This window comes from Luteimonas sp. RIT-PG2_3, assembly GCF_054902115.1.
Genome location: NZ_JBUBPF010000004.1, coordinates 457,774 through 480,908, shown reverse-complemented (window position 1 = coordinate 480,908; position 23,135 = coordinate 457,774). Strand labels below are relative to the sequence as shown.

Below are 23,135 nucleotides of genomic sequence, written 5' to 3'. Positions count from 1 at the left end.
GCTGGTCGCCTGCGCCTCGGGACCGGCATCGACGGCCGGATCCGCATCGCCTCACGCACCGGCGACACCGGTCGTGGACGTGCCGGCGATCCAGCGTCCAGCGGGCGAAACCCCGCAGTGGTGGTACCGCAGCGGCGCCGCACGCGCGGCCGGCAACGGCGCCATGCAGGGCAAGGCGAAGAACGTCATCGTGTTCCTCGGCGACGGCATGAGCCTGACCACGGTCGCCGCGGCACGCATTCTTGCCGGCCAGCGCGACGGCCAGCCGGGCGAAGAGACCCAGCTGTCGTGGGAGCGTTTCCCGCATACCGCGCTCAGCCGCACCTACAACACCAACTCGCAGACCCCGGACTCGGCCGGCACGATGACGGCGATCGCCACCGGCGTGAAATCGCACATGGGCGCGATCGGCGTCTCCGCGAGCCGGCGCGACGACTGCGCCGCCAGCCAGCAGCGGCACCTGCAGTCCTGGCTGCGACTGGCCAGCGATGCCGGCATGGCGACCGGCATCGTCACCACCGCACGGCTGACCCATGCCACGCCCGCAGCGGTCTACGCGCATGCGCCCGACCGCAACTGGGAGAACGACGCCGACCTGCCGGCCGCCGCGCGCGAACAGGGATGCCGCGACATCGCCCAGCAGTTGCTCGACTTCGCGCCCGGCAAGGGCCCGACGGTCCTGCTCGGCGGCGGCCGCTCCGAATTCCTGCCGGTGGGGCAGCGTGATCCGGAGCAGGACGACAAAGTCGGCAAGCGCCTCGACGGCCGCGACCTGACGGCGGAGTGGCTCCAGGCCCATCCCGATGGCCACGTGGCCTGGAACAGCCGCCAGTTCCGCGCCGCGCCGGTCGCGGCGCCGGTCCTGGGCCTGTTCGAGTACGACCACATGCAGTTCGAACACGACCGCAACCGCAGCGAAGACGGCGAACCGGACCTGGCCGAGATGACGCGCAGCGCGATCGAGCGCTTGTCGCAGGGCGGCCACGGCTATGTGCTGCTGGTCGAAGGCGGCCGCATCGACCACGCCAACCACGAGGGCAACGCCTTCAGGGCGCTCGACGAGACCATCTCGCTGTCGCGCGCGGTGCAGGCCGCGGTCGACGCCACGTCGACCGGGGACACCCTGATCGTGGTCACCGCCGACCATTCGCACACGCTGAACCTGGTCGGCTATCCCACGCGCGGCAACCCGATCCTGGGCAAGGTGCGCGGCGCGGTCAGCGAGGACGAGCCGACCGGCAAGTACGCGCTCGATGCCACCGGCCTGCCCTACACCACGCTCAGCTACGCCAACGGTCCCGGCTACACTGGCGCCAGCAACCAGCAGCCGGCCGGGCCCAAGACCCATTTCCACAAGCCCAGCACCTTCGAATCCTCGACGGGTCGCCCCGACCTCAGCGCCGTCGACACCGAGCATCCCGACTTCATGCAGGAAGCGCTGGTGCCGATGAAGTCCGAATCGCATGGCGGCGACGATGTCGGCGTCTGGGCGATCGGCCCCGGCAGCGACGCCATGCGCGGCAGCATCGAGCAGAACGTCATCTATCACGTCATCGTCCAGGCCACGCCGCGCCTGCGCCGGCAGCTGTGCGCGCAGCACCTGTGCAATGCCGACGGCGTGCCGGTCGACCTGCCGGTCGTGGCGCCCGCAGCGCAGGCCGCCCGTCGTACCGGAGCCCCGGCAGAGGAATGACAGCTGTCCAGGCGCCCGGGTCCGGCCCGGTCGTCAAGGCGACGTCATCGCCACGGCGTTAAGCTGTCCGCTCCCCCCAAGGAGCAACACGATGAACCGACTCGACGGCAAGGTCTGCGTGGTCACCGGCGCGGCCAGTGGCCTGGGCAAGCGGATCGCCGAGGTGTATGCCACGGCCGGCGGCAAGGTCGTCATCGCCGACCTCAAACTCGATGCCGCCGAAGCGGCCGCGCAGTCGGCCCGCGACGGCGGCGGCGATGCGCTGGCGGTGGCGATGGACGTGACCGACGAGGCCCAGGTCGTCGCCGGCATCGCGCAGGCGGTCGCGCACTACGGCCAGGTCGACGTGCTGGTATCGAATGCCGGCATCCAGATCGTCAACAAGATCACCGACTTCAGCCTCGCCGACTGGAAGAAGATGCTGGCGATCCATCTCGATGGCGCCTTCCTGACCACGCGCGAATGCCTGCGCGACATGGAGAAGCGGCGCAAGGGGGGCGCGATCATCTACATGGGCTCGGCGCACTCGCATGTTGCCTCCAAGCTCAAGGCGCCGTATGTCACCGCCAAGCACGGCCTGCTCGGCCTGGCCCGGACCGTCGCCAAGGAAGCCGCCGAGTACGGCGTGCGCGCCAACGTGATCTGCCCCGGCTTCGTGCGCACGCCGCTGGTCGAGAAGCAGATTCCCGAACAGGCCAAGGAACTGGGCATCAGCGAGGACGAGGTCATCCGCAACGTCATGCTCAAGGAGACCGTGGACGGCGAGTTCACCACCGTCGACGACGTCGCCAACATCGCGCTGATGCTGGCCGCGTTCGAATCCAATGCATTGACCGGACAGAGCATCGTTGTCAGCCATGGCTGGTACATGCAGTGATGGCAGCGATGGCAGCGACGGGCGCCGTGACCAAGGGCCCGCGATGAAGGACGCAGGCGCGGCAGCCGACAACGCGGTCGCGCGCCGGATCGCGCGCTATCCCACCGTCGCCTTGGTGTTGCAGGGAGGCGGCGCGCTCGGCGGTTACCAGTGCGGCGTCTACGAGGCGCTGCATGAGGCCGGCGTCCGCCCCAACTGGTTCTCAGGCATCTCGATCGGCGCGATCAACGCGGCGATCCTGGCCGGCAATCCAGTCGAGGACCGGCTGGACCGGCTGCGCGGATTCTGGGACCTGATTTCCGATCCCGGGCCCTCGCTGGCGTGGCCGGCGGTCGCGATCCGCGCCCTGGTCGCCGGCATGCCGGAAGACCCCAACCTGCTGGCCTGGGCGCGCGGCATGGGCGCGCTCGGCGCGCTGCTGCAGGGCCAGCGCGGCTTCTTCGAACCGCGCATGGTCTCGCCATTCCTGCTCGACGACGGCAGCCCGCAGGCCATCAGCTTCTACGACACCTCGGCATTGCGCGGCACGCTGGAACGCTTCGTCGACTTCGACCGTATCAACCGCGACCACTCGGTCCGGCTGACCGTCGGCGCCACCAACATCCAGCGCGGCAACTTCCGCTACTTCGACAGTGCCAGCGACAGGATCCGCGTCGAGCACATCCTCGCGTCCGGCGCTTTGCCGCCAGCGTTCCCCGCGATCGAGATCGAAGGCGAGCATTACTGGGACGGCGGCATCGTCTCCAACACGCCGCTGGAATACCTGCTGGAGTGCCATCCGCACGAGGACACCCTGGCGTTCCAGGTCGACCTGTGGAGCGCGCGCGGCGAACCGCCACGCACGATGATGGACGTCATGGAACGGATGAAGGACATCCGCTTCTCCAGCCGCACCCGCCACGGCACGCGGATGGTGGAGATGGCGCAGCAGCTGCGCACGTCGTTGAAGGAACTGATCGAGCACCTGCCGGACGGCAAGCTGCCCGCGCAATTGCAGGACGCATTCGCGCCCTACCTCGACGACCGCGTGTTCAACATCGTCCACCTGATCTACCAGAGCAAGTCGCACGAACGCGACCACAAGGACTACGCCTTCGGCCACATTCCATTGCGCGAGCACTGGGAATCGGGTCAACAGGACATGGCGCAGACGCTGCGCAACCCGCAGTTCTTCGCGCTACCCGACCGTAAGATCGGCGTCGCCACGCACGACGTGCATCGCCAGCGCAGCCCCTCGTAGCAGCGGCGCTCTCTTCTGTGGGCGACCTGTGGGAGCGGACTTGGCCGCGACAAAGCCTGCCCATGAACCCCTCATCGCGCCTGTCGGCGCTCCCACAGAAGCAGGCTGTCCCGCACGCGCCAGTTCAGAACGGCTTGGCCAGCACCAGGTAGACCACGCCGATCAGCAGCAGCACCGGGATCTCGTTGAACCAGCGCAGCGAGCGCGTGGCCGGCAGGCGACGCCCCTGCGCAGCGCCTTTGACCCAACGTCCGGCCACGATGTAATGCGCGAACAGCAACGCCACCAGCGTCAGCTTGGCGTGCAACCAGCCGCCACCGACCATCGTCGGGAAGTCCGGCAGGACGCGATAGCCCATCCACAACACCAGTCCAAGCACGATGGCCAGGCCCGCCATCACATGGCCGAAGCGATACAGTCGCCGCCCCATCAACACCAGCCGGTCGCGGACCTGCGGCACGTCGCCGGCCTCGACCAGGTTGATCAGGATCCGCGGCAGGTAGAACGCCGCGGCGACCCACGCCATGACGAATACGAGGTGCGCGGTCTTGATCCACAGATAGGCTTGCATTCGGCTGGCTCCTGTTGGGTGATGCGGATAGGTAATGCGGCTGCATTGATGAGGATGCGGTGCGCCGGCCGCGGCGGTCGGCTGCCGTGAACGGACTGCCGTGGCCAGATGGCCGGACGCGAGGGCAGGCTGGCTTGCATCCGCCGCTATCATCGCATGCGCCCTCCGCGTGCCGCCGCGACACATGCGCGCACCATGGGAGGCAGACGCATCGCGTCGACCTACAATGCCCGCCTCACTTCGCGGACCGATGCCCTGGCCATGGACAAGCAATACGATCGCGCCTACTTCGACCGCTGGTACCGCGACGGCGGCATCGGCGGCACGCAGCGGCTCGCGCGCAAGGTCGCCCTTGCCGTGGCGACGGCCGAATACCATCTCGAGCGCCCGATCCGCAGCGTGCTCGACATCGGCTGCGGCGAAGGCGCCTGGCGGGCACCATTGTTGAAGCTGCGACCCCGGCTGCACTATCTCGGCTTCGACTCCAGCGAATATGCGATCGCCCGCTACGGCGCGCGCCGCAACCTGCACCTGGCCCGCCTGGCCGAGTTCGGCGACCTGCGCCCCTGCGCGCCGGTCGACCTGCTGGTCTGCAGCGACGTGCTGCATTACCTGCCCACGCGCGACATCGACCGCGGCCTGCCCGGCCTGGCCGAACTCTGCGCCGGCGTCGCCTTCCTGGAAGTGTTCGCGCGCGAGGATGCCGCCGAGGGCGACGAGGACGGGTTCATCGCCCGTCCCGGCAGCTTCTACCGCCGCCGCTTCCAGGCCGCCGGGCTGCATGCCCTGGGCTCCCACTGCTGGCTCTCGGCTGCGCTGGCCGAGGGGGCGACCGCCCTTGAACTTCCTGAACAGGCACCGGCCAGGCGCCCGCGCCGGGCTTAACCCCGCTTCCGGATCGATACGGTATGCTGCGCCGCAGCAACCGCCAGAAGGACGCCGATGTTCCTGTATCAGCTCCATGAACTCAACCGCGCCTGGATGGCACCCCTCACCTATTGGGCGCAGGCCAACGCGAAAGCGTTCTCCGCCTCCAGCAGTTGGCTGTCGTCACTGCCCGGCGCGGAACGCATCGCCGCCAGCAATGAACTGCTGCACCGGATCGGCAAGGATTACGAAAAGCCCGCGTTCGACATCCACTCGATCAGCTGGGATGGCAGCGCCTATCCGGTCGTGCAGAAAGAGGTGGTGTCCAAGCCCTTCTGCCGCCTGCTGCGCTTCAAGCGCTTCACCGACGACACCGACACCATCACCGAAATGCGCGGACAGCCTTCGGTCCTGGTGGTCGCGCCGCTGTCGGGCCACCACGCGACGCTGCTGCGCGATACCGTCAAGACACTGCTGCGCGACCACAAGGTCTACATCACCGACTGGGTCGACGCGCGCATGGTGCCCAAGACGGAAGGCGAGTTCACGCTCGACGACTACGTCGGCTACGTGCAGGAGTTCATCCGCACCATCGGTGCCAGCGACCTGCATGTCATCAGCGTCTGCCAGCCGACGGTGCCGGTGCTCGCGGCGGTTTCGTTGATGGCCGCGCGCGGCGAAGCGACGCCGCGTTCGCTGGTGATGATGGGCGGTCCGATTGATACCCGCGAATCGCCGACCTCGGTCAACAATCTGGCGGTCGAGAAGCCGCTGTGGTGGTTCGAGAACAACCTGATCCATCCGGTGCCGCAGAACTACCCCGGTGCTGGCCGCAAGGTGTATCCGGGCTTCCTGCAGCACACCGGCTTCATGGCGATGAATCCCGAGCGCCATTTCATGTCGCACTGGGATTTCTACCAGGACCTGGTCAAGGGCGACCTCGACGACGCCGATTCGCACCGCCGTTTCTACGACGAGTACAACGCCGTGCTCGACATGCCAGCCGAGTATTACTTGCAGACCGTGCGCGTGGTGTTCCAGGAGCACCTGCTGCCGAAGGGCCTGTGGGACGTCAACGGCGAGCGCGTGCGCCCGGCGGCGATCCGCGGCACCGCACTGCTGACGATCGAAGGCGAACTCGACGACATCTCCGGCGCCGGCCAGACGCGCGCCGCGCACAAGCTGTGCACCGGCATCGACGAACGCCAGCGCCAGCACCTGACCGTCAAGGGCGCGGGCCACTACGGCATCTTCAGCGGCCGTCGCTGGCGCGAACAGGTCTACCCGCAGGTACGCGATTTCATCGCCGCCAACGCTGGCCACGAGGTCGACGACACGGCCGCCGGCAAGCGTGCAAAGCCCGCGAAGAAGCGCGCGGCGGCTGCGGTCAAGCCGAAGGCGGGCGTGGCGAAGTCTGCGGCGAAGTCGCGTGCCGTGACGCCGGCTGCGAAGGCGGCACCGAAGAAGGCCACGACCAAGAAGACAGCCGCAAAAAAAGTCGTTACGAAGAAGACAGGGACCCTGAAAGCGCCTTCGAAAAACGCCACCGCCGGCAAGACCACGGCCCGCAAGCGCCGCTGACGTCTCCCCCACTGATCCCGGCCATGGCCGGGATCAGTGCGCGTAATACCGCATCGCGGCAAGGCATCGCGCCCGCGGGTGCTCCTACACACTCTTGACCAGCAGGTGCTTGGCCAGCAGGCCGTGCATGCGTCCGACCAGGCGGGCGACGTGCAGGGTCACGAACAGCAGCACCACCCCGCCGACCACCGCGAACGGCCAGGCCCAGGGCTGGATATCGGCGTTCAACTGCAGGCCTTCGATGAACAACAGGTCGCCTGCACCGAACAGCAGCCCGATCGGCAACGCGATCAACGACAGCGCGGTCGCCAGGCCGGCCACGACGATCGTGAAGTAGGCGACGCCCAGCGGCAGCAACAGCACCATGTACAGCAGCGTGCTCCAGGTACGCGGATCGGTGAACATGTCGCCGATGCGCTGCCAGATCGAGCGTCCGCGTTCGGTGTACAGCGGCCTGCGCGGCATGCGTTCGCCCAGCATCACTTCGACCAACCGGCCTTCGACCAGCGCCAGCACGCGCACGGAACCGAAGAACAGGATCACGAATGGGATGCCGATGATCAGCACCGCCAGTCCGGCCGACATCGAGATGCCGGTCACCACCCAAGTGAAGTAGAAGATGCCGGTCGCCAGCGACAGCAGCATGTAGAACAACGCGCCGTAGGTACGCGGGTCGGCGATCACGCCGAAGAACTGCCCCAGCGCCGAACGCCGCGCCTTCGGTGCCGGCGGCCGCAGCGCGGTCTGCACCTTGACCTCGGTGTCGCGGTAGATGTCAGCCACTTCATCGGGCGCGCCGTAGCTGGACGCCACCGCCGCGATGACCTCGGCCTCGCTGCGTCCGGGATTCTCGGCCAGTTCGGAGCGCAGGTATTCCTCGGCGTCGTACAGGGCATCCTGCACCAGCGCGGCGTCGGCACCGGCCAGCGAACGGCGCAGGTGCTTGAGGTATTCCGGGATCGTGGTGGGCAGGCGTTCGGTGGTCATGGCTTCATCCCCCTCAGGACGGAATCGACGGAATCTCGGGTCGCGGACCAGGCCGCGCTCCACTGCGCCAGGACATCCTGGCCAGTGCGGGTGATGCGGTAGTACTTGCGCGGCGGGCCGGCATCGGAAGGCTCGACATGGCTGTCGAGCAATCCCGCCGCCCCCAGGTTGCGCAGCACCGGATACAACGCGCTCTGCTTGCCCGACAGCACGCCGTCGCCGAAGTGCTCGAGCTGCTTGGCGATCTGGTAGCCGTACATCGGCGCACGAGCCTCGGCCACCACCGCCAGCAGCACCAGCGATACGGTACCGGCGCTGAGCTCCTTCTGGAACTTGCGCAACGACTGCCGGAGCTCGTCGTCCTGCTCGCTCCCCGGCACGGCGCCGCGCATGTCCTCGGGCACGTCTCCGGATCTGTCTGTGGTCGCGACCGCCATGATGGCCTCCTGGCCGGCGTCCGGCCCATGGACGAGATACTAGTGTTCACTTCGCTATAGCGAATGTGCCGGTAGTCACTCTGCCGCCTGGCTGGGCCACAATCGGGTCAACCGCCCGCCAGGAACCGCCATGTCCGCCTGCTCCCCTACGCGTCCCGACCTGGGCGCCCCGCCGCGCACCGCGCTGCCTGCCCCGCTGCTGCTCGGCATGCTGGCCACGCTGTCCATCGCCAGCGGCGGCCTCGCCGCGCAGGCCACGCAGGACACCGCCGCCAAGCCGAAGTCGACGCAGGAACTGCTCGATGCCTCGCAGCCCTCGGACTGGCGCAATCTGGATCCCGACAACACCCTGTACCTGGATGTCGCCGGCGGCCGCGTCGTCATCGAGCTGGCGCCGCAGTTCGCGCCTGCGCATGTCGACAACATCCGTACGCTGGCGCGCGAAGGCTTCTGGAACGGACTGACGCTGTACCGCTCGCAGGACAATTTCGTCGTCCAGTTCGGCGATCTCACCGAAGAGGGCCAAGCCCCGCGTCCGATCGGCAAGGCCAGGGCGACCCTGCCCGCGGAGTTTGAACGTCCGGCCAGCGGCCTGCCCTTCCACCGGCTACCCGACCGCGATGGCTGGGCCGCACAGACCGGATTTGCCGACGGCTTTCCGGCCGCGCGCGACAGCGCGACCGGCACGGCCTGGATGGCGCACTGTTACGGCACGCTGGGCGCGGGCCGCGACACCGCGGCCGATTCCAGCAACGGCACCGAGCTGTATGTCGTCACCGGGCAATCGCCGCGCCAGCTTGACCGCAACATCACCCAGGTCGGCCGCGTCGTGCAGGGCATCGAACTGCTGAGCGCATTGCCGCGCGGCACCGGCCCGCTCGGCTTCTACGAAGATCCGGCGCAGCGCACGCCGATCAAGGCGATCACGCTCGCATCCTCACTCCCGGAAAGCGAACGCGTCGCACTCGAAGTACTGCGCACCGACACGCCATTGTTCGATGCGGTCATCGAATCGCGCCGCAACCGCCGCGACGACTGGTACAAGCGCCCGGCCGGCCAGATCGACCTGTGCAACATCAGCGTGCCAACGCGCACACCCAAGCCCTGAGTGCGCGCGAACCTGCGCTGAGGACGCTCAGCCAATCTTCTGTTCCAGCACCTGCGGCTGGAACAGGCACATCCGGATGGCGCTGTGGTAGCGGCCGTCGCTGAAGAACTCGTCGACCAGCACGCCTTCGCGCTGGAAGCCGCAGCCTTCATAGATGCGGATCGCGTGTGCGTTGTCGACGTCGACCACCAGGTAGAGCTTGTAGAGGTTCAGCACGCGAAAGGCATAGCTGATCGCCAGCCGTGTCGCCGCGCGTCCATAACCGCGCCCCTGCTGGGCCGGCGAGATCATCAGCAGGAACTCGGCGCGCCGGTGCATGTGGTTGATCTCGACCAGCTCGACCAGGCCCGCGCGTTCGCCGGCGGCATCCTCGACGATGAAGCGACGCTCGCTCTGGTCGTGGATGTGCTTGCGGAACAGTTCCTCGAGTTCGTCGAAGGACTCGTAGGGCTCCTCGAACCAGTAGCCCATGACGTTGCGGTTGTTGTTGAGCTGGTGGACAAAGCTCAGGTCGCTGCGTTCGAGCGGACGCAGCAACACGGTCGGGGATGCGGTCGTGGTCATGGCTTCACTCTAGCGCCGATCGATGTCGGTTGCGTGATCGCCCGCACGCAGCGTCCGCACCGCTTGGCGCGCCGCATGCAGGCGCCGCGATGTACGGAACTTGACAGCAACTGGCGCGATCCTTAATTTAACGAATGAGTTAATTAGTTAAGTTTCTATCCGCCTAAGCCTTCTGCAGGCTCCCCGCCTGCAGATCAGCCGTCCGAAGATCCGCCGCCACTGGAGCCTCCGCCATGAGCATCGACAGGGTTTTCGAAGCCCTCGCCTCGCGCCCACGCCGCGAGATCCTGGCCTACCTGTCGGCGCAGGAACTGACCGCCGGCGACATCGCCAGCCGTTTCGCGATGAGCGCGCCCGCGATTTCACGGCATCTGTCGGTGCTGGAAGACGCTGGCCTGATCCTCGGCGAGCGCCGCGGCCAGTTCATCCATTACCGGCTCAAGCCCGACAACCTGGTCAACTCGCTGACCGGCTTCGCCTTCGAGATCTGTCCCAACGCGGGTCCGCTGAAGCGCGAGGCGCGCAAGCGCGCCAAGGCCGGCACCGGGCGCTGAGCATGTCGATGTCGATCTCCCTGCCCGACCTGATGACCACCGGCTTCCCGACCGCCCGCCTGCGCTCGCACGCCGGCGGCCTGCCGGTCGAAGTCTGCCTGCTGGCGCAACTGGGCATTGGCGCTGGCGACCGCCTGTTCGCCGATGCCTGCCGGCAGCAACGCGGCCACGCGACCTATATCGATGCGCTCGACGAACCCTCGGCCAAGCTGCTGGGCATCAACCTCGCCCAGGGCGACGCCACCTCGGTCTATACCTTTGCCGTCGACCGCCAGGGCCATCCCTTCCATCGCCATGCCGGCCATCGCGTGTTCACCGCGATCTCCGGCAGCGGTGGCGCGCAGCTGCGTTTCTCGACCGCATCGACGGCGCAGATCGAACACGATCCTGCTGCCTTCTTCGACGCGCTGCATCACGTCGACATCCCCGCGGACAGCCTGTTCACGGTCCGCTTCGGCGGCGACACCTGGCACCAGTTCGCACCGCTGCGACGCGATCGCCCGCATCCGGTGTTCTTCGCCATCTCGTGCCATACCGATGAACTGGGCGGCATCGCCGATCCGGCGCAACGCGCGGCGATCGCTCGCGACGAGGCCAGCATCCCCGACCTGACCGATTTGCTGCCCAAACAGGTGCTGGCCTTGCTGGCGCAACGGCCGATCGAGGCGCGCCAGGTCCCGACCACGACGCTGATGCTGCAGGCGGCGCCACGATCCTGGGCCGCACGCGGCTGTGCGGCCGTCCGGCGCGTGGCGGGTGCGTGCCGCAGCGCCCTGGCGCCGACCGGTGCAGCCCCGGCCTTCGTCGCGCATCGGCCTTCGCAGCGCGCGACCGCGATGGACGGCGTGCCGGCCGATTCGCTGCTGGCGACCCAGCTCGACGCAGGCTTCGACCACGAGGACACCTTTGCCGTCGACCTGCACGATGCCTCGCTGCGCGGCGTGGGTGCGGCCCGCCTGCTCGCCGACGTGCTCGAAGGCTTCCTGGTCAATCGGCCGACCGGCGTGTCGTGGCTGATGCAACTGCGCAACCTGCTGGTCAGGCCGCTGCGGCTGCGTACGTCGCCGCTGGGCTGTCCGGTCTCGTCGCTGCTGTCGACCCAGCCGTTGTCGAGCGACACCCGTTCGACGTTCGCCGGTCGCTATCCGGTCCTGGCCCAGTCGCACGCCCACGACCGGCGTCATGCCCAGGTCGTGCTCGGCGCCGACGACCGCCACCTGCGCTTTCGGTCCTGCGTCGCGGTCCGTATCGGCGACGACGGCGGTGTCCGCATCAGCCTCGGCACCCGCGTGCAGTGCCACAACCGTTTCGGCCGTGCCTACATGGCCGCGATCGAGCGCGTGCATCGCAGCTACATCGCGCCGCGGATGCTCGATCTCGCAGTCGCACACGCCCTCGATCGCGCCGCCAATGCCAGGATGTCGCCGCTGACCGCCTGAGCGGGCCACGCGAGCGGTCACGTCAAGGGATCATGCCAGCGGGCGAAGCACGCCGGTCAGGCAAGCAGGCCGAGCAGGCGGCCCGCACCGGTACCGGGCAACGGTGACATCCCCGCGCCGCACCAGGCCATGGCACGCTCAGGCGGCGGGCAGGCCCTCGACCAGTTCGATCATGCGCTGGCGCTGCGCCTGGTCCGGCAAGCGGCCGCGTCCCGCACCCAGGTTGTCGATCAGGTTACTGGCCCGGCTGGTCGCCGGGGTCACGCAGGTCACCGCCGGATGCGAGGCGACGAACTTGATGAAGAACTGCCCCCAAGTGGTGGCGTCGAACTCTCTGGCCCACTCGGGCACCTTGCGATCGCCGACGCGGCTCCACAGGCGCGTGCGCCCGAACGGGACATAGACCAGCACGCCGATGCCGCGCTCGGCGGCCAAGGGCAGGATCGTCTCTTCGACGTCGCGGTTGTCGATCGCGTAGTCGACACCGATGAAATCGATGCGCTCGTTGCGCATGACCTCGATCAGCTTCGGATACGCCGGCTTGCTGGTCGAGGTCACGCCGACATAGCGCACGCGGCCTTCCTGCTTCAACTGCTGCAGGATGCCCAACTGGGTCGGGACATCGCCAAGGTTGTGCACCTGGACCAGGTCGAGCTTGGATTTGCCGATGCGCTTGAACGAGGTCTCGATCTGTTCGCGCGCCTGCGCAGGATCCGCTTTGGCATCGTCGCCACGGCCGGCGACATTGACCTTGGTCGCCCAGAACACCTGCTCGGTGATGCCAAGCTCGCCGGCGATGCGCCCGGCGACTTCCTCGGATGCGCCGTAGCTGGGCGCGGTATCGAAGACCTTGCCACCCTCGGCGATCAAGGCCTGCAGCACGTCGCGCAGCGCGCTGACATCCTCGCTGCGTGCGACCTGCGAGAACGTCGCCGAACTGCCGAGGCCGACCAGCGGGATCTGCTCGCCGCTGGACGGAATCGCGCGCGTCAGCAGCGGCTGGCGGGCCACCGCCAGCAATGAAGCATGCGGCAGCGCGAGCGCAAGGCCGGCGCCGAGGCTCAATTTCAGGCAGTCGCGTCGTGAGGTCATCTGCAGGTTCCATTTTTTCATGCAGCACGCCGTGAAGGCCATGCACGAGGGCGCCCATAGCCGGATGGCGACGGGCCGGCGGGAAGGATGCGATCCGCGACTGCGGGCGCGGCGTTGCCGCATGCCTGCAGACCTGTGCGTCGGCAGCAGCACGCCTGCAGCCGGGAGCACCCATCCAGAGGATGTCCCCGAGTCTGCAACAGGGCTGGCATCGCGGCAACCCCGTGCTGATGACCATTGCGTCCGCTGCAGATCAGCCAAGCGGTACTTGCCTCTCAGAACCTGTTCACGATCTGTCGTGAGCAGGTTCTCCGGGGCGGCTGGCCAGCGTCGCCTGTGCTCAGCCTTGACGCGCGGCCCTGGCGAGACGACGCCTGCGCAGCCAGCGCACGAGCGACAGCAGCAGCCACAATGCGATCGAGATCGGCAACAGCACCGCGACCGCGCGGATCAGCCAGGCTGTCGACAGCGACAGCACTTCGCCGAAGTCGCTGAAGGCCTGGCCGATCTCGCTGCGTCCGGCTTCGCCGCCCGGCGGCGACAACGAGATCGTCAGCAGCTGCGTCGCGATCCTGCGCTGGTGCTGCGCGGCCTCGCGCTGCGCGCCTTCCAGCTGCGCCTCGGTCTCGGCAATCTGCCGCGATAGCGCGATCATGTCGGCCACGGCCAGGTCGCGACGCTGCTGGAATTCGCTGAGGCGTGCGTGCTCCTTCTGCAGCCGCGCCTGCAGCATGCGGTTGTCGCCGACCACCACCGCGAGATCCTCCGCATGCGAACGGCGGCTGCCCAGCGTGCCATCGTTGCCGGCGGCGGTGATCGTCGGTTCGATCGCTGCCGGCACCATGCGCATGCTGATCGATGCGCTGGGGCGGTCGCCGCCGCTGTCCTGCACGTTCAGCACGACGCAGGCGCCGAATTTCGCCGTCTCGCACAGCTGGCGCACGTCCTGCAGACGCGTGGAGATGCGCTCGGCCGGCAACTGGATGTCGACACTGTGTTCGTAGGCCAGCATCGACTGCAGCGGATTGCCGCCACCATCGGCCGCTGCCGGCGCGGCCGCCGACATCGCGCCGGACATCTCCTCCATCTGCCCGACCGACTTCTGGCACGCAGCCAGCGCCAGCAACAATGCGACGCCAGCGGCGGCGCGGCACCATGTCGCGACCGGCGCCATCAGAAACTCGCTCCGTCGACCTGCACGATCTTCAGCGTCGACAGGTCCAGGCCGGCGACACAACGCAGGTTGACCGCCACCATCCGCGCGCCCGTCCCCGGGTGCGTCCCCTCGCTGAAGGCGGCGATGCCGCAGGTCGTGCAGAAGCGATGGGCGATGTGCTGCTTGTTGAAACGATAGGTCTGCATGGCAGACGCGTCGGTCTTCAGCGTGAACGCCCCGCCCGGGAAGAACGCGAGCAGTCCACCCCGCTTGCTGCACATCGAACAATTGCAGTCATGGCCTTCCGTGATGTCGGCCTGCAGGTCGAACGCGACCCGACCACAGTGACATCCGCCCGAATATGTCCCCATTGCGCCCTCTCCATGTCGATCCTGGAATCCAGGCCGTCGATGTTACGCCTCCACGGGCCTGCGCCGCCCCCACTGGCTGCGCTCGGTCCACCACAGCAGCGCGACCACCAGCAGCCAACCGAGCAGCCAGGGCCACGAGGGGCCGCGCAGGTGGCGGCGTTGCGTCGATGCCGGCCTGGCATCGTCCTGCGAGACCAGCGCCAGCGTGGCCTCGCGCAACGCCGCTGCTCGCCAGGTCGGCACCGGCGACGCCGCACGGACGTGGAACCAGTGGACGGCAGCGCCACCGTCCACGCCGCGCGGCGTGGACGCATCGTCACCGGGCGCATCGGGCAGGGCCTGCGATGCCACACGATGCCAGCCGGCCTGCGTCGGCCAGAACCCCGCACATCGCTGCATGGACGTTGCGGGATCGACCACCAAGGGCGTGCCGGCGCCCTCGGGCGCGACCACCTGCATCGCGGCATCGACGCCGCAGATCGTCGTGCGCAGGCCGACCTCGGGATCGTCGGCGACCTGCAGGGACGACATCGGCAACGCACGCGCGACGCGCGACAAGGCCTGGTTCCACAGATCGGCATGCAGGTCCGGCCGTCCCGCCAACGGCAGCCGCCAGCTGTCCAGCGGCGTCCACAGAGCAAGCCGCCCCTGCCCTTCGCTGCGCCACCAGCCCCAGGGCGCGCCCTCGACGTCGCGACCGAACGCAACCGCGTCGGCGCCGCTGACGGTCAGTGCTCGCCGCGCGAGTGCTGGTACCGGCTCGGCCGCGATCGTCGTATCGAACGGCGCGTCCGCCGTACCGACGCCCATGCGCGCACGTGCCGCGGCCTCGTCGTCGACGCGCACGGGCGGCAATACCAAGGCCACCACCTGCTGTCCCGCGCCCGGCACGAAGCGCGGCGTGCGCAGCGGACGCAAGGCGCCGGCGGACAGCGGCTGGTCGACGCGCAACAGCAGGCCCAGTCCCTGGCGGACCGCCGCGATGACCTGCGTGCGTCCGCCCTCGCCAAGCCCTTCCCAGGCCCGCGCATCGACCACCAGCACATCGAACTTCGACAGACCGGTCGGCGTCATCGCCACTGCGCCGTCGCCAAGCTGCATGCCACCGCCGAGCGTCAGCTGCGCATGCACCGGCATGCCGGCATCGCCGAGCCAGCGTCGCAAAGCGCGCGTTTCCGGATTCGGCGGACCCGACAGCAGCAGTACGCGCGGCAGCGCCGGTGTATGGACCAGCAGCGGAATGGTCGCGTCCTGGACGATCGCGCCGGAGGCATCGCGCACCCGCAGCAGGTAGTCGGCCGGACCCGCCGCGAATGCGACCGCGTCCAGCGAGAAGCGGCCCTGCGCGTCCAGTCCGGCGACGTCGACCCGCCGCCCCGCAGGATCGAGCCATTCGACCTTGCCTGCCGGCACGCCGTGCACCTGGCCGGACAACCGCAGCTCGGCACCGGCGACGACGCTGTCGGGCAGGTCCAGTCGTACCACGCCCACCGGCACTGGAGGCGCCTGATACGAGAGCGGGTAAGGGAGAGCACGTCCGGCGATGGCCTCACGATCGCGCTCGCGCATGCCGGCACCGCGCACCTGCAGGTGCGAGATCCCGGGATACTGGCGCAGCGCGGTGGCCAGATCCGGAACGCGGATGGCGGTCGTCGCCTGCGCCTCCGGCAACGCCACCACGAGGCCCGCAGGCCCGCCTGCCTCATCCGCATCGCCCGCATCGCCTGCTGCATCGCCTTCAACGGCATCCTCGGCACCCGCCGTCAGCACCGTCATGGTCTGCGCCGCCGCCTCGCGCTGTGGCGGCCACAGCGCCAGGGACAACAGCAGCGCGGCCAGCGCCTGCAGGCCGCCCAGCGCGACGATCCGCCATGCGTGCGAGCGCTGCGCCACCGGCGCCCGCCATTGCCACCAGCCCAGCCGGACCCAGCCCAGCAGCACCAGGGCCGACAACACCACGGCCGGCAGCAAGGGCAACGCCAGCCACTCGGGCACCAGCTTCATCGCGCCTCCTGCGGCGCGCCGAGGCGCTCCAGGTACTGTCGTCCCATCGCATCGCCCGCCGCACGCCGGGCGATGCCGGCGGCGGGTCGCGTCATCTGTCGCCACAGCAACTTGCGCAGCTCCGCGCGGCAGGCGACGCAGGCAGGATCGACGCGCACCGCATCGATCGCGGCGATCAGTCCCAAGGGATCGTCGATGCGCGTGCTGCGCGCGTCGATCCAGCGCTGCAGACCGTCCAGGCCCTCCCTGTCGATGGTCTCGCCGGCCAGCGGCGACAACGCGAACCAGGCATCGGCCAGCGCACCGTTGACGCTCGCTGGCGACAACGAGGCCAGCGGCCGGGCGTCGATGCCCTCGCGCTTGCCGGTCATGCGTCGCGTTTCGTCGATGGGCGGCAACGCCTGCCCGAGTCGCGGCAGATAGATGCGGTCGGCCTGCTGGACCTGCTTGATCAATTCCAGCGCCCGATACGCGTAAGGCAGCGCGGTCTCGGGCTTGCCCTGGCGCAGGAAGAGCTCGGACTGCCACATTTCCTGCAGTGCCTTGCGCAGGATCTCGCGCGTGGCCGGGTCCAGCAGCGTCGCCGCCTCCGGCAGGTCGTGGGTATGCCCGAAGCTTTCGAGCAGGTTGCCTTCCTGGCCGAAGCCGCCCGGCGGCGGCACGGCATCGTCATGCGCGTGTCCGTCGTGCGGCCCGTCATGCGCGTGCGCGTCGTCATCGGCATGCGGGGTGGCGTCGCTGGCGTTGTCGGCGCTGGACTTGTCGTTGCCCGTCTCGTCGACGCTGTCGCTGGTCGGCGGCGGACGCGCGCCACCCTCGCTTTCCTCGCCGAGGAACTGGCCGTAGCGCAGCCGCAACAGGCGCTGGTCGACACCGATGCCATCGGAACGCGCGACGAAGGCGTCTTCCGCCAGCGCCGCCCGCTCCTTCAGCAAGACCTCGGCATCGATGATGATCTGGCGCTGGCTGCGGAAATAGGCTGGCAACACCTGGCGTGCCAGCCCTTCGAGCCCGGCGATGTCGGTGACCGGTTCCGGCGAGCGGCGCAGGATCACGCTGGCGCTGCGGCCGGGCTGCGGATCGGGACTGCGGTTGTCGCGGACTTCCAGCCGCGCGATCAGGTCTTCGCCGAACTGCAGCGGAAACGCCGACAGCGCGACGTCGACCTCGAAGCGTCGCGACGTCGCCGGGCCGCGCCCGGTCAGCACGCGCGTGGTCTCGTGGAAGGTGATGTTCTCGCCGCTGCCCTCGGTACGCACCAGGTGCAGCCGCGCCTGCGCGGACACGCCATAGTCGTCGTTGCCCTCGAAGGCCAGCGACCAGTTGCGCTGCCCCGGCGCCAGCATCACCAGGCTGCGATCGGGCGCAAGCACCTGCACCCGCGGCGGCTGGTCGACGACCGCCTCGATGCGGTGCAGGCGTCCAGCGGGCGGCGTACGTGCGGGACGTGCGACACGCGCGTTCTGGTCGCCATCGTCATCAGCGACAGGGGCATCGACGGAGATGCGATACAGCAGCGATTGCGTCAGCACATGACGCACGACCCAGTCGTCGCCATCGCGTTGCATCGCGATGCGCCGGCCATCGTGCAGCAGCAGGGACACGTCGGTGGCCTGCGGTTCGAAGCGCAGCCGCCAGTCGAGTCGCGATCCCTGCGCAGTCTTGAGATCGAGCGCATCGCCGTCCTGTTCACCGGCACCGGTATAGGCCGGTGGCGTCGCCCGCAGGCGCTGCGCGACCAGCCGTGGCACGCCCGGCGCAGCCGCCTCCCCGGCAGGCATCGGCACCGTGCCTGCTGCGCCCGGGGATCGCGACGGCCAGGCCACGGCCAGCACGCAGGCAACGAGTCCCGCCGCCCAGGCCAAGGCGATGCCACGCCTGGACCAGGCCGGTCGCAGCTCGGGCGGCCGCGACTGCGCCAGGCGCTGTTGCACGCGCGCCTGCTGCAACCGCGCCAAGGGCGACAGCGCCGCCGGTTCGGCGAGCAGCAAGGTACTGCTGTCTTCGAGGTCGCGTCGCTGCGCGTCGAGTCGCGACAGCACCCAGGCCTGATCGATGCGTCTCGCAGCCGCGGCGATCCATGGCGCCATGCCGACCGCACACAGCAGCGCAAGCGGCCACGCGACCTCAGGACCGCGCCAGCGCCAGCACACGACCGCGAAGCCCAGCAGCACCGGCAGACCGATCGCCAGCCGGTCCAGGCCCACGCGCAGGCGTGCGCCACGCAGCAGGGATTGCACGGCAGCCGTGGCCGCAGCGCGCATGGTGCCGCCGTCGCGTGCCTCGCTGCCTGCGCGCAGGCTGCTCATGGCGCCACGCTCCGACGCCGCGACGTCGCCCACCAGCGCTCGAGCAACAACAGCACCAGCAACGCGCCCAGCAACCACGGCCGCAGGTCCTGTCCGCGCAAGGGCCAGGCCGGCAATCCGCGCACGGGGGCGTGCGCACTTGCCATCACGCGTTGCGGTGCCGGGGTCGGTCGCAGCGCGGCACGCAGTCGCGCCGGAAACGTCGGGTCCAGCAATTGCGGCATCGCTGTGGCCTGCAACGGGCGTTGCCATTGCAGCACCGTGCCGGCGCCCAGGCCGGTCTGCCTCAGCAGCGGAGCGCCGTCGGCATCGCGCCATGACACGGCCGCGGCCTCCGGCATTGCGAATGGTGCGGCTGCCGTCAGCAACAGCACACCGCCCTGCGCGACCCATGCGCGTACCGCATCGGTCGGAGGCGCGTCGCTGAGCCATGCCAGCAGCCGGGCATCGTCCGGCAGTGCGGCACCCTGCTCCAGGCGCGTCCAGGCAGGCGCCTGCACTGGGGCCTGCACTGGGGCCTGCGGCTGTGAGGTTTGCTGTTGTGAGGCCTGTGCTTGCGCGTCCTGTGCCTCAGCGCCTGCGCGCCAGGCGTCGGCCGCCGCCTGCAGGTAACGCACGTCATCGCGATCACGCTGCGTGCGGTCCTCGTGCAGCCACAGCGTCGGCATCGCGGTGTCGACAGCGGCGCGCTCCTGTATCACGGTATCCGCAGCCGGCACTACCTGCCAGTCGACATCACGCGACAGCCGCGGCCGCTCCGCATCCGCCCCGTGCAGAATCTCGGGCGCATACACGGTCAAGGCCACATGCGCCGGGAGTTCAGCATCGAGCTGCCGCAACAGGCTGCTGGCCGATGCGGTCGTTGCCGGTGCCGGGGGTGCTGCCGCAGGCCCGAACACGGGGAACCCGTCGGCCAGCCAATGCCACGCTCCCGTGTCGCCTGTCCCTTGCCCCGGCGATGGTAGGGCGTCGACGGCGACGCCCGGCATCACGACATGCCAACGCTGCGGACCGAAGGGTCCCAGCCGCACCGGTTGCGCCAGCCACAACACCAGCAGCGCCAGCAGCAGCAGGCGCAGCAACAGCAACAGCCATTCATCGAAACGCACGCGTCGGCGCGGTCGTGGCTGCTCGCCCAGCCAGCGCAATGCCGCGAAGATCGTCGGCCGCTGCTGTTCGCGCCGCGCCAGGTGGATCAGCAGCGGCAACAGCAGTGCCGCCAGTGCGGCCAGTGCAGCGGGAAACAACAGGCCCAGGCTCACGGCGTCCCCGGCGACGCATCGGCCGCGAACAATCGCCGCAGGGGTTCGATCAGCGGCCGGTCGAGCACATGCAGCGCATGGCGGATGCCGGCACTGTCGAAGCGCGCATGCAGCTCGCGCTGCGCAAGGCCGAAGCGCGCCAGGAATCCGCTGCGCAGGCTGGCCCCGTCGCCAGCCATCGCCTGCCCGGTTTCCGGATCGATGAAGCGCCGGCCTTCCTGGAACGGGAAATCGCGCTCGGCCACGGTCAGCAGCTGGATCACCGCGACATCGCGACGCGCGCCGGCAAGACGCGTCGCCAGCGACGCGCAGGCCTCGTCGAAACAGTCGCTGATGACGACGACCAGCGCGTCGGTGTCGATGCGCTCCCAGACCGGCAGCAGGCGGTCGGCCTCGGGGCACGCGCCCTGCGCGGTCAGTGACTGCAGTTGCAGCAGCAGGCGATCGCGCTGTCGCGAGCCGGCGCCGATCGGCAGCAACTGCACCCCGTCTCCGCCCAGCGTCACCAGTCCGAAGCGGTCGCCCTGTTGCAACGCGACCTCGGCGATCGCTGCGGCCAGGGCCTTGCCTGCGTCCAGCCGCGCCCAGTCGGCACGCGTCTCATCGGCCTGCCCCATCGAGGCACTGGCATCGAGCACGATCCAGATCGCCAGCGGACTGTCGCGCTCGGCTTCGCGGACGAAGAAGCGATCGCTACGCGCGTACAGCTTCCAGTCGATCCGGCGCGGCTCGTCCCCGGGTTCATAGCTGCGGTACTGCGCGAACTCCAGCCCCGCGCCGCGATCGCGGCTGCGATGCGCGCCACCGCCACGCAAGGCACTGACGCGGCGCGCAGCCAGGCGCAGCGAGCGCAGTTCTGCACGCAGCGCCGGCGGCAGCAGGTCGCGTGACATCGGACGCGGAACCTCAGCGGCCGGGGTACGGCACGTCGCGCAGCAGGCCCGCGATCACGTCGTCGGGCTGCTTGCGCTCGGCTTCGGCCGCGAACGACAGCAGCAGGCGATGGCGCAGCACCGGCGCGGCCAGCGCGACGACGTCCTCGCGGGTCGCGGCCAGCCTCCCGTGCAGCAGCGCGCGCGCCTTCGATGCTAGCACCAGCGATTGCCCGGCACGCGGTCCCGCGCCCCAACGGACGTAGTCGCGCACGATGGCCGGCGCGCTCTCGCCCGGACGGCTCGCACGCACCAGCCGGGTGATCCAAGACAGCAGTTCGTCGCCCACATGCACCTGCCGTACCAGTGCCTGCAGGGCCATCACTTCCTGGCCATCCATGACCCGCGGCACCCGCGCCGTCGCGCTGCCAGTGGTCTGGGCCAGGATCGCGCGCTCCTCGTCCTCGCCCGGATACTCCAGCGCGATATGCAGCAGGAAGCGGTCGAGCTGGGCCTCGGGCAGCGGATAGGTGCCGGCCTGTTCGATCGGGTTCTGCGTCGCCAGCACGAAGAACGGCGCGGGCAAGGCATGCGTCACGCCGGCATAGCTGACCGTGTGTTCCTGCATCGCCTCCAGCAGTGCCGCCTGCGTCTTCGGCGGGGTGCGGTTGAGCTCGTCGGCCAGCAGCAGGTTGGTGAACACCGGTCCCTGCTGGAAACGGAAATGCCGATGCCCGGTGCCGTGGTCCTCCTCCAGCAGCTCGGTGCCAAGTAGGTCGCTGGGCATCAGGTCGGGCGTGAACTGCACGCGCCGGAACTGCAGCGCCAGCGCCTCGCCCAGCGTGCGCACCAGCAGCGTCTTGCCGAGTCCGGGCACGCCTTCAAGCAGGCAATGGCCACCTGCCAGCAGGCCGATCAGCAACTGTTCCACCACCGCATGCTGGCCAACGACCGCCTGCCCGATCGCGTCGCGCAACGTGGCCAGCCGGGCGACCTGCGCCTGGACCTGGGAATCGGTGATGTCTTGGCTCATACGGGGAGTTCGCTCGCGAGGCTGTGGCGGTGGGGTGGCGGATGATCTGCAGGCCTGCACGCGTCTGGCTGCATGGGCGTCAGGTGCTCAGGGCATAAATGACGATGTTGACGGCGAACCGGGTGTTGTCCTCGGCCAGGAAGCGCTTGTTGCGCCAGTCGTAGTCCCATTCGCAGCCATAGTCCTTGTTGCTGTAGAGCAGGCCCAGCCGGCCATCGAGCTCGATGCCCTTGAGGTAGTCATGGACCAGGTCGTCGCCCCAGCCATTGAGTTCGAAACTGGTCGCCGGCGGACCCTCGGGAAACTTGAAGAAGCTGCTGTAGATCGGATGCCGGTTCGGCAGCTTGCGCAACGCCGTCGCCCCGAAGATCGACGCCACCTGCGCCTCGAAGGAGGTCGCGAACAGGCCATCGATGTCGTGGTTGCAGTCATCGACGAAGACGAAACCGCCACTGCGCAGGTAACGCTCGAAGTTGCGCCGCTCGGCCGGGTTGAACTCGACCAGCTTGTGCCCGGCGAGGTAGCAGAACGGCGCCTGCAGCATCTTCGGGTCGGCCAGCTCGACCACATGTTCTTTGGGGTCCACGCGCAGGCTGGTGTAGTCGACCAGCGAGGTCAGCACGTTGGACGGCATCCGCGCATCGACGTCCCAGTCGCCGGAATCGTACTTCAGCCGGGTGAACCAGAAATCGTAAGGCGTGGATTGGGCCCGGAGCGGGGCGAGCGCAAGCGCGGCGGCACCGCCGAGCATCAGTTGCAGGGACATCCGGCGATTCAATGTGGAGTCGCTCCAGCCAGATCAGAAACCGAAGCATTCATCCATTCCTTTTGGGGTCTACCAAAAGAAATGAATTCGGCCCCGCCGGTGGACGAAAACCTTTCGAGCTTCCCATGAGGGCCGCGAGCGTCAAAAGCAGATGCGAACGCTTCCACTCGCCTGCGGCGAGCGTGTTCATTTCTTTTGGAAAGCGCCAAAAGAAACGAACCAAAGAAAAACGCTTCCTCGAGCAAGCAGCCCCACTTGTCATTCGTTCCGGGATTTTCCGACTCGCCATCCGTGGCTCGGTCGGAAAACGCCGCACATCCATGTGCGGCGCTCCTTGGGTCTGGATAGACGT

General features: G+C 68.7%; 20 protein-coding genes and 1 pseudogene. 8 read left to right on the top strand and 13 right to left on the bottom strand.

What is annotated here, in order from left to right; all coding sequences use genetic code 11:
- The first annotated feature begins 1 nt into the window (after position 1).
- The 3 genes from ACYX7E_RS09075 to ACYX7E_RS09065 all read left to right on the top strand — a co-directional run bounded on the left by ACYX7E_RS09075 (position 2) and on the right by ACYX7E_RS09065 (position 3,810).
- Complete coding sequence (locus tag ACYX7E_RS09075; protein ID WP_462080241.1) at positions 2-1,693, top strand: alkaline phosphatase; 1,692 nt, start codon at positions 2-4, stop codon at positions 1,691-1,693.
- A gap of 91 nt (positions 1,694-1,784) precedes the next feature.
- Positions 1,785-2,570 (top strand): 3-hydroxybutyrate dehydrogenase, encoded by a 786-nt coding sequence (locus ACYX7E_RS09070; protein WP_462080240.1) that lies wholly within the window; start codon positions 1,785-1,787, stop codon positions 2,568-2,570.
- Between the two features lie 43 nt (positions 2,571-2,613).
- Positions 2,614-3,810 carry a patatin-like phospholipase family protein gene (locus ACYX7E_RS09065; RefSeq protein ID WP_462080239.1) on the top strand — a complete coding sequence of 399 codons (1,197 nt, stop codon included), beginning with the start codon at positions 2,614-2,616 and terminating at the stop codon, positions 3,808-3,810.
- A 124-nt stretch (positions 3,811-3,934) separates the two neighbouring features.
- Here the strand turns inward: ACYX7E_RS09065 and ACYX7E_RS09060 are convergent, their stop codons facing one another.
- Entirely contained in the window at positions 3,935-4,381 is a 447-nt protein-coding gene (locus tag ACYX7E_RS09060; RefSeq protein WP_462080238.1) for a CopD family protein, read from the bottom strand.
- Positions 4,382-4,642: 261 nt separating this feature from the next.
- Between ACYX7E_RS09060 and ACYX7E_RS09055 the strand changes: the two genes are divergently transcribed.
- Complete coding sequence (locus ACYX7E_RS09055) at positions 4,643-5,266, top strand: class I SAM-dependent DNA methyltransferase (RefSeq protein ID WP_462080237.1); 624 nt, start codon at positions 4,643-4,645, stop codon at positions 5,264-5,266.
- Positions 5,267-5,323: 57 nt separating this feature from the next.
- Positions 5,324-6,686: pseudogene (locus ACYX7E_RS09050) on the top strand (polyhydroxyalkanoate depolymerase).
- Positions 6,687-6,913: 227 nt separating this feature from the next.
- On the opposite strand, the gene ACYX7E_RS09045 reads toward ACYX7E_RS09050, so the two are convergent.
- Both ACYX7E_RS09045 and ACYX7E_RS09040 read right to left on the bottom strand, forming a co-directional pair.
- Positions 6,914-7,816, bottom strand: a complete 903-nt coding sequence (locus ACYX7E_RS09045) for a sensor domain-containing protein (protein WP_462080236.1) — start codon at positions 7,814-7,816, stop codon at positions 6,914-6,916.
- Complete coding sequence (locus tag ACYX7E_RS09040) at positions 7,813-8,208, bottom strand: PadR family transcriptional regulator (RefSeq protein ID WP_462080260.1); 396 nt, start codon at positions 8,206-8,208, stop codon at positions 7,813-7,815. Before ACYX7E_RS09040 ends, ACYX7E_RS09045 begins: the two co-directional genes overlap by 4 nt.
- Before the next feature lie 175 nt (positions 8,209-8,383).
- On the opposite strand from ACYX7E_RS09040, the gene ACYX7E_RS09035 reads away from it, so the two are divergent.
- The gene (locus ACYX7E_RS09035) at positions 8,384-9,361 is read left to right on the top strand and encodes a peptidylprolyl isomerase (protein WP_462080235.1); all 978 of its coding nucleotides are present in this window, start codon (positions 8,384-8,386) and stop codon (positions 9,359-9,361) included.
- 27 nt (positions 9,362-9,388) lie between these two features.
- On the opposite strand, the gene speG is transcribed toward ACYX7E_RS09035, so the two are convergent.
- Positions 9,389-9,925, bottom strand: a complete 537-nt coding sequence (gene speG, locus ACYX7E_RS09030) for a spermidine N1-acetyltransferase (RefSeq protein ID WP_462080234.1) — start codon at positions 9,923-9,925, stop codon at positions 9,389-9,391.
- A gap of 233 nt (positions 9,926-10,158) precedes the next feature.
- Between speG and ACYX7E_RS09025 the strand changes: the two genes are divergently transcribed.
- Together ACYX7E_RS09025 and ACYX7E_RS09020 are read left to right on the top strand one after the other, a co-directional pair.
- Positions 10,159-10,479, top strand: a complete 321-nt coding sequence (locus ACYX7E_RS09025; protein WP_462080233.1) for a metalloregulator ArsR/SmtB family transcription factor — start codon at positions 10,159-10,161, stop codon at positions 10,477-10,479.
- Positions 10,480-10,487: 8 nt separating this feature from the next.
- Complete coding sequence (locus ACYX7E_RS09020) at positions 10,488-11,918, top strand: DUF2867 domain-containing protein (protein WP_462080232.1); 1,431 nt, start codon at positions 10,488-10,490, stop codon at positions 11,916-11,918.
- A 138-nt stretch (positions 11,919-12,056) separates the two neighbouring features.
- Here the strand turns inward: ACYX7E_RS09020 and ACYX7E_RS09015 are convergent, their stop codons facing one another.
- The 9 genes from ACYX7E_RS09015 to ACYX7E_RS08975 all read right to left on the bottom strand — a co-directional run bounded on the left by ACYX7E_RS09015 (position 12,057) and on the right by ACYX7E_RS08975 (position 22,768).
- Positions 12,057-13,031, bottom strand: a complete 975-nt coding sequence (locus ACYX7E_RS09015) for an aldo/keto reductase (RefSeq protein ID WP_462080231.1) — start codon at positions 13,029-13,031, stop codon at positions 12,057-12,059.
- Between the two features lie 319 nt (positions 13,032-13,350).
- On the bottom strand, positions 13,351-14,184 hold the full coding sequence (locus ACYX7E_RS09010) for a DUF4349 domain-containing protein (RefSeq protein WP_462080230.1): 834 nt from the start codon (positions 14,182-14,184) through the stop codon (positions 13,351-13,353).
- Positions 14,184-14,537 (bottom strand): GFA family protein, encoded by a 354-nt coding sequence (locus ACYX7E_RS09005; protein ID WP_462080229.1) that lies wholly within the window; start codon positions 14,535-14,537, stop codon positions 14,184-14,186. The genes ACYX7E_RS09010 and ACYX7E_RS09005 overlap by 1 nt, the downstream gene beginning before the upstream one ends.
- Before the next feature lie 42 nt (positions 14,538-14,579).
- Positions 14,580-16,541 (bottom strand): hypothetical protein, encoded by a 1,962-nt coding sequence (locus ACYX7E_RS09000; protein ID WP_462080228.1) that lies wholly within the window; start codon positions 16,539-16,541, stop codon positions 14,580-14,582.
- On the bottom strand, positions 16,538-18,850 hold the full coding sequence (locus ACYX7E_RS08995; RefSeq protein ID WP_462080227.1) for a hypothetical protein: 2,313 nt from the start codon (positions 18,848-18,850) through the stop codon (positions 16,538-16,540). The genes ACYX7E_RS09000 and ACYX7E_RS08995 overlap by 4 nt, the downstream gene beginning before the upstream one ends.
- Entirely contained in the window at positions 18,847-20,112 is a 1,266-nt protein-coding gene (locus ACYX7E_RS08990; RefSeq protein WP_462080226.1) for a BatA domain-containing protein, read from the bottom strand. Before ACYX7E_RS08990 ends, ACYX7E_RS08995 begins: the two co-directional genes overlap by 4 nt.
- On the bottom strand, positions 20,109-21,005 hold the full coding sequence (locus ACYX7E_RS08985; RefSeq protein WP_462080225.1) for a DUF58 domain-containing protein: 897 nt from the start codon (positions 21,003-21,005) through the stop codon (positions 20,109-20,111). Before ACYX7E_RS08985 ends, ACYX7E_RS08990 begins: the two co-directional genes overlap by 4 nt.
- Before the next feature lie 13 nt (positions 21,006-21,018).
- Entirely contained in the window at positions 21,019-22,017 is a 999-nt protein-coding gene (locus ACYX7E_RS08980; protein WP_462080224.1) for an AAA family ATPase, read from the bottom strand.
- A gap of 79 nt (positions 22,018-22,096) precedes the next feature.
- Positions 22,097-22,768: a DUF4159 domain-containing protein gene (locus ACYX7E_RS08975; RefSeq protein ID WP_462080259.1), complete on the bottom strand. Its 672-nt coding sequence runs from the start codon at positions 22,766-22,768 to the stop codon at positions 22,097-22,099.
- Positions 22,769-23,135 lie beyond the last annotated feature (367 nt).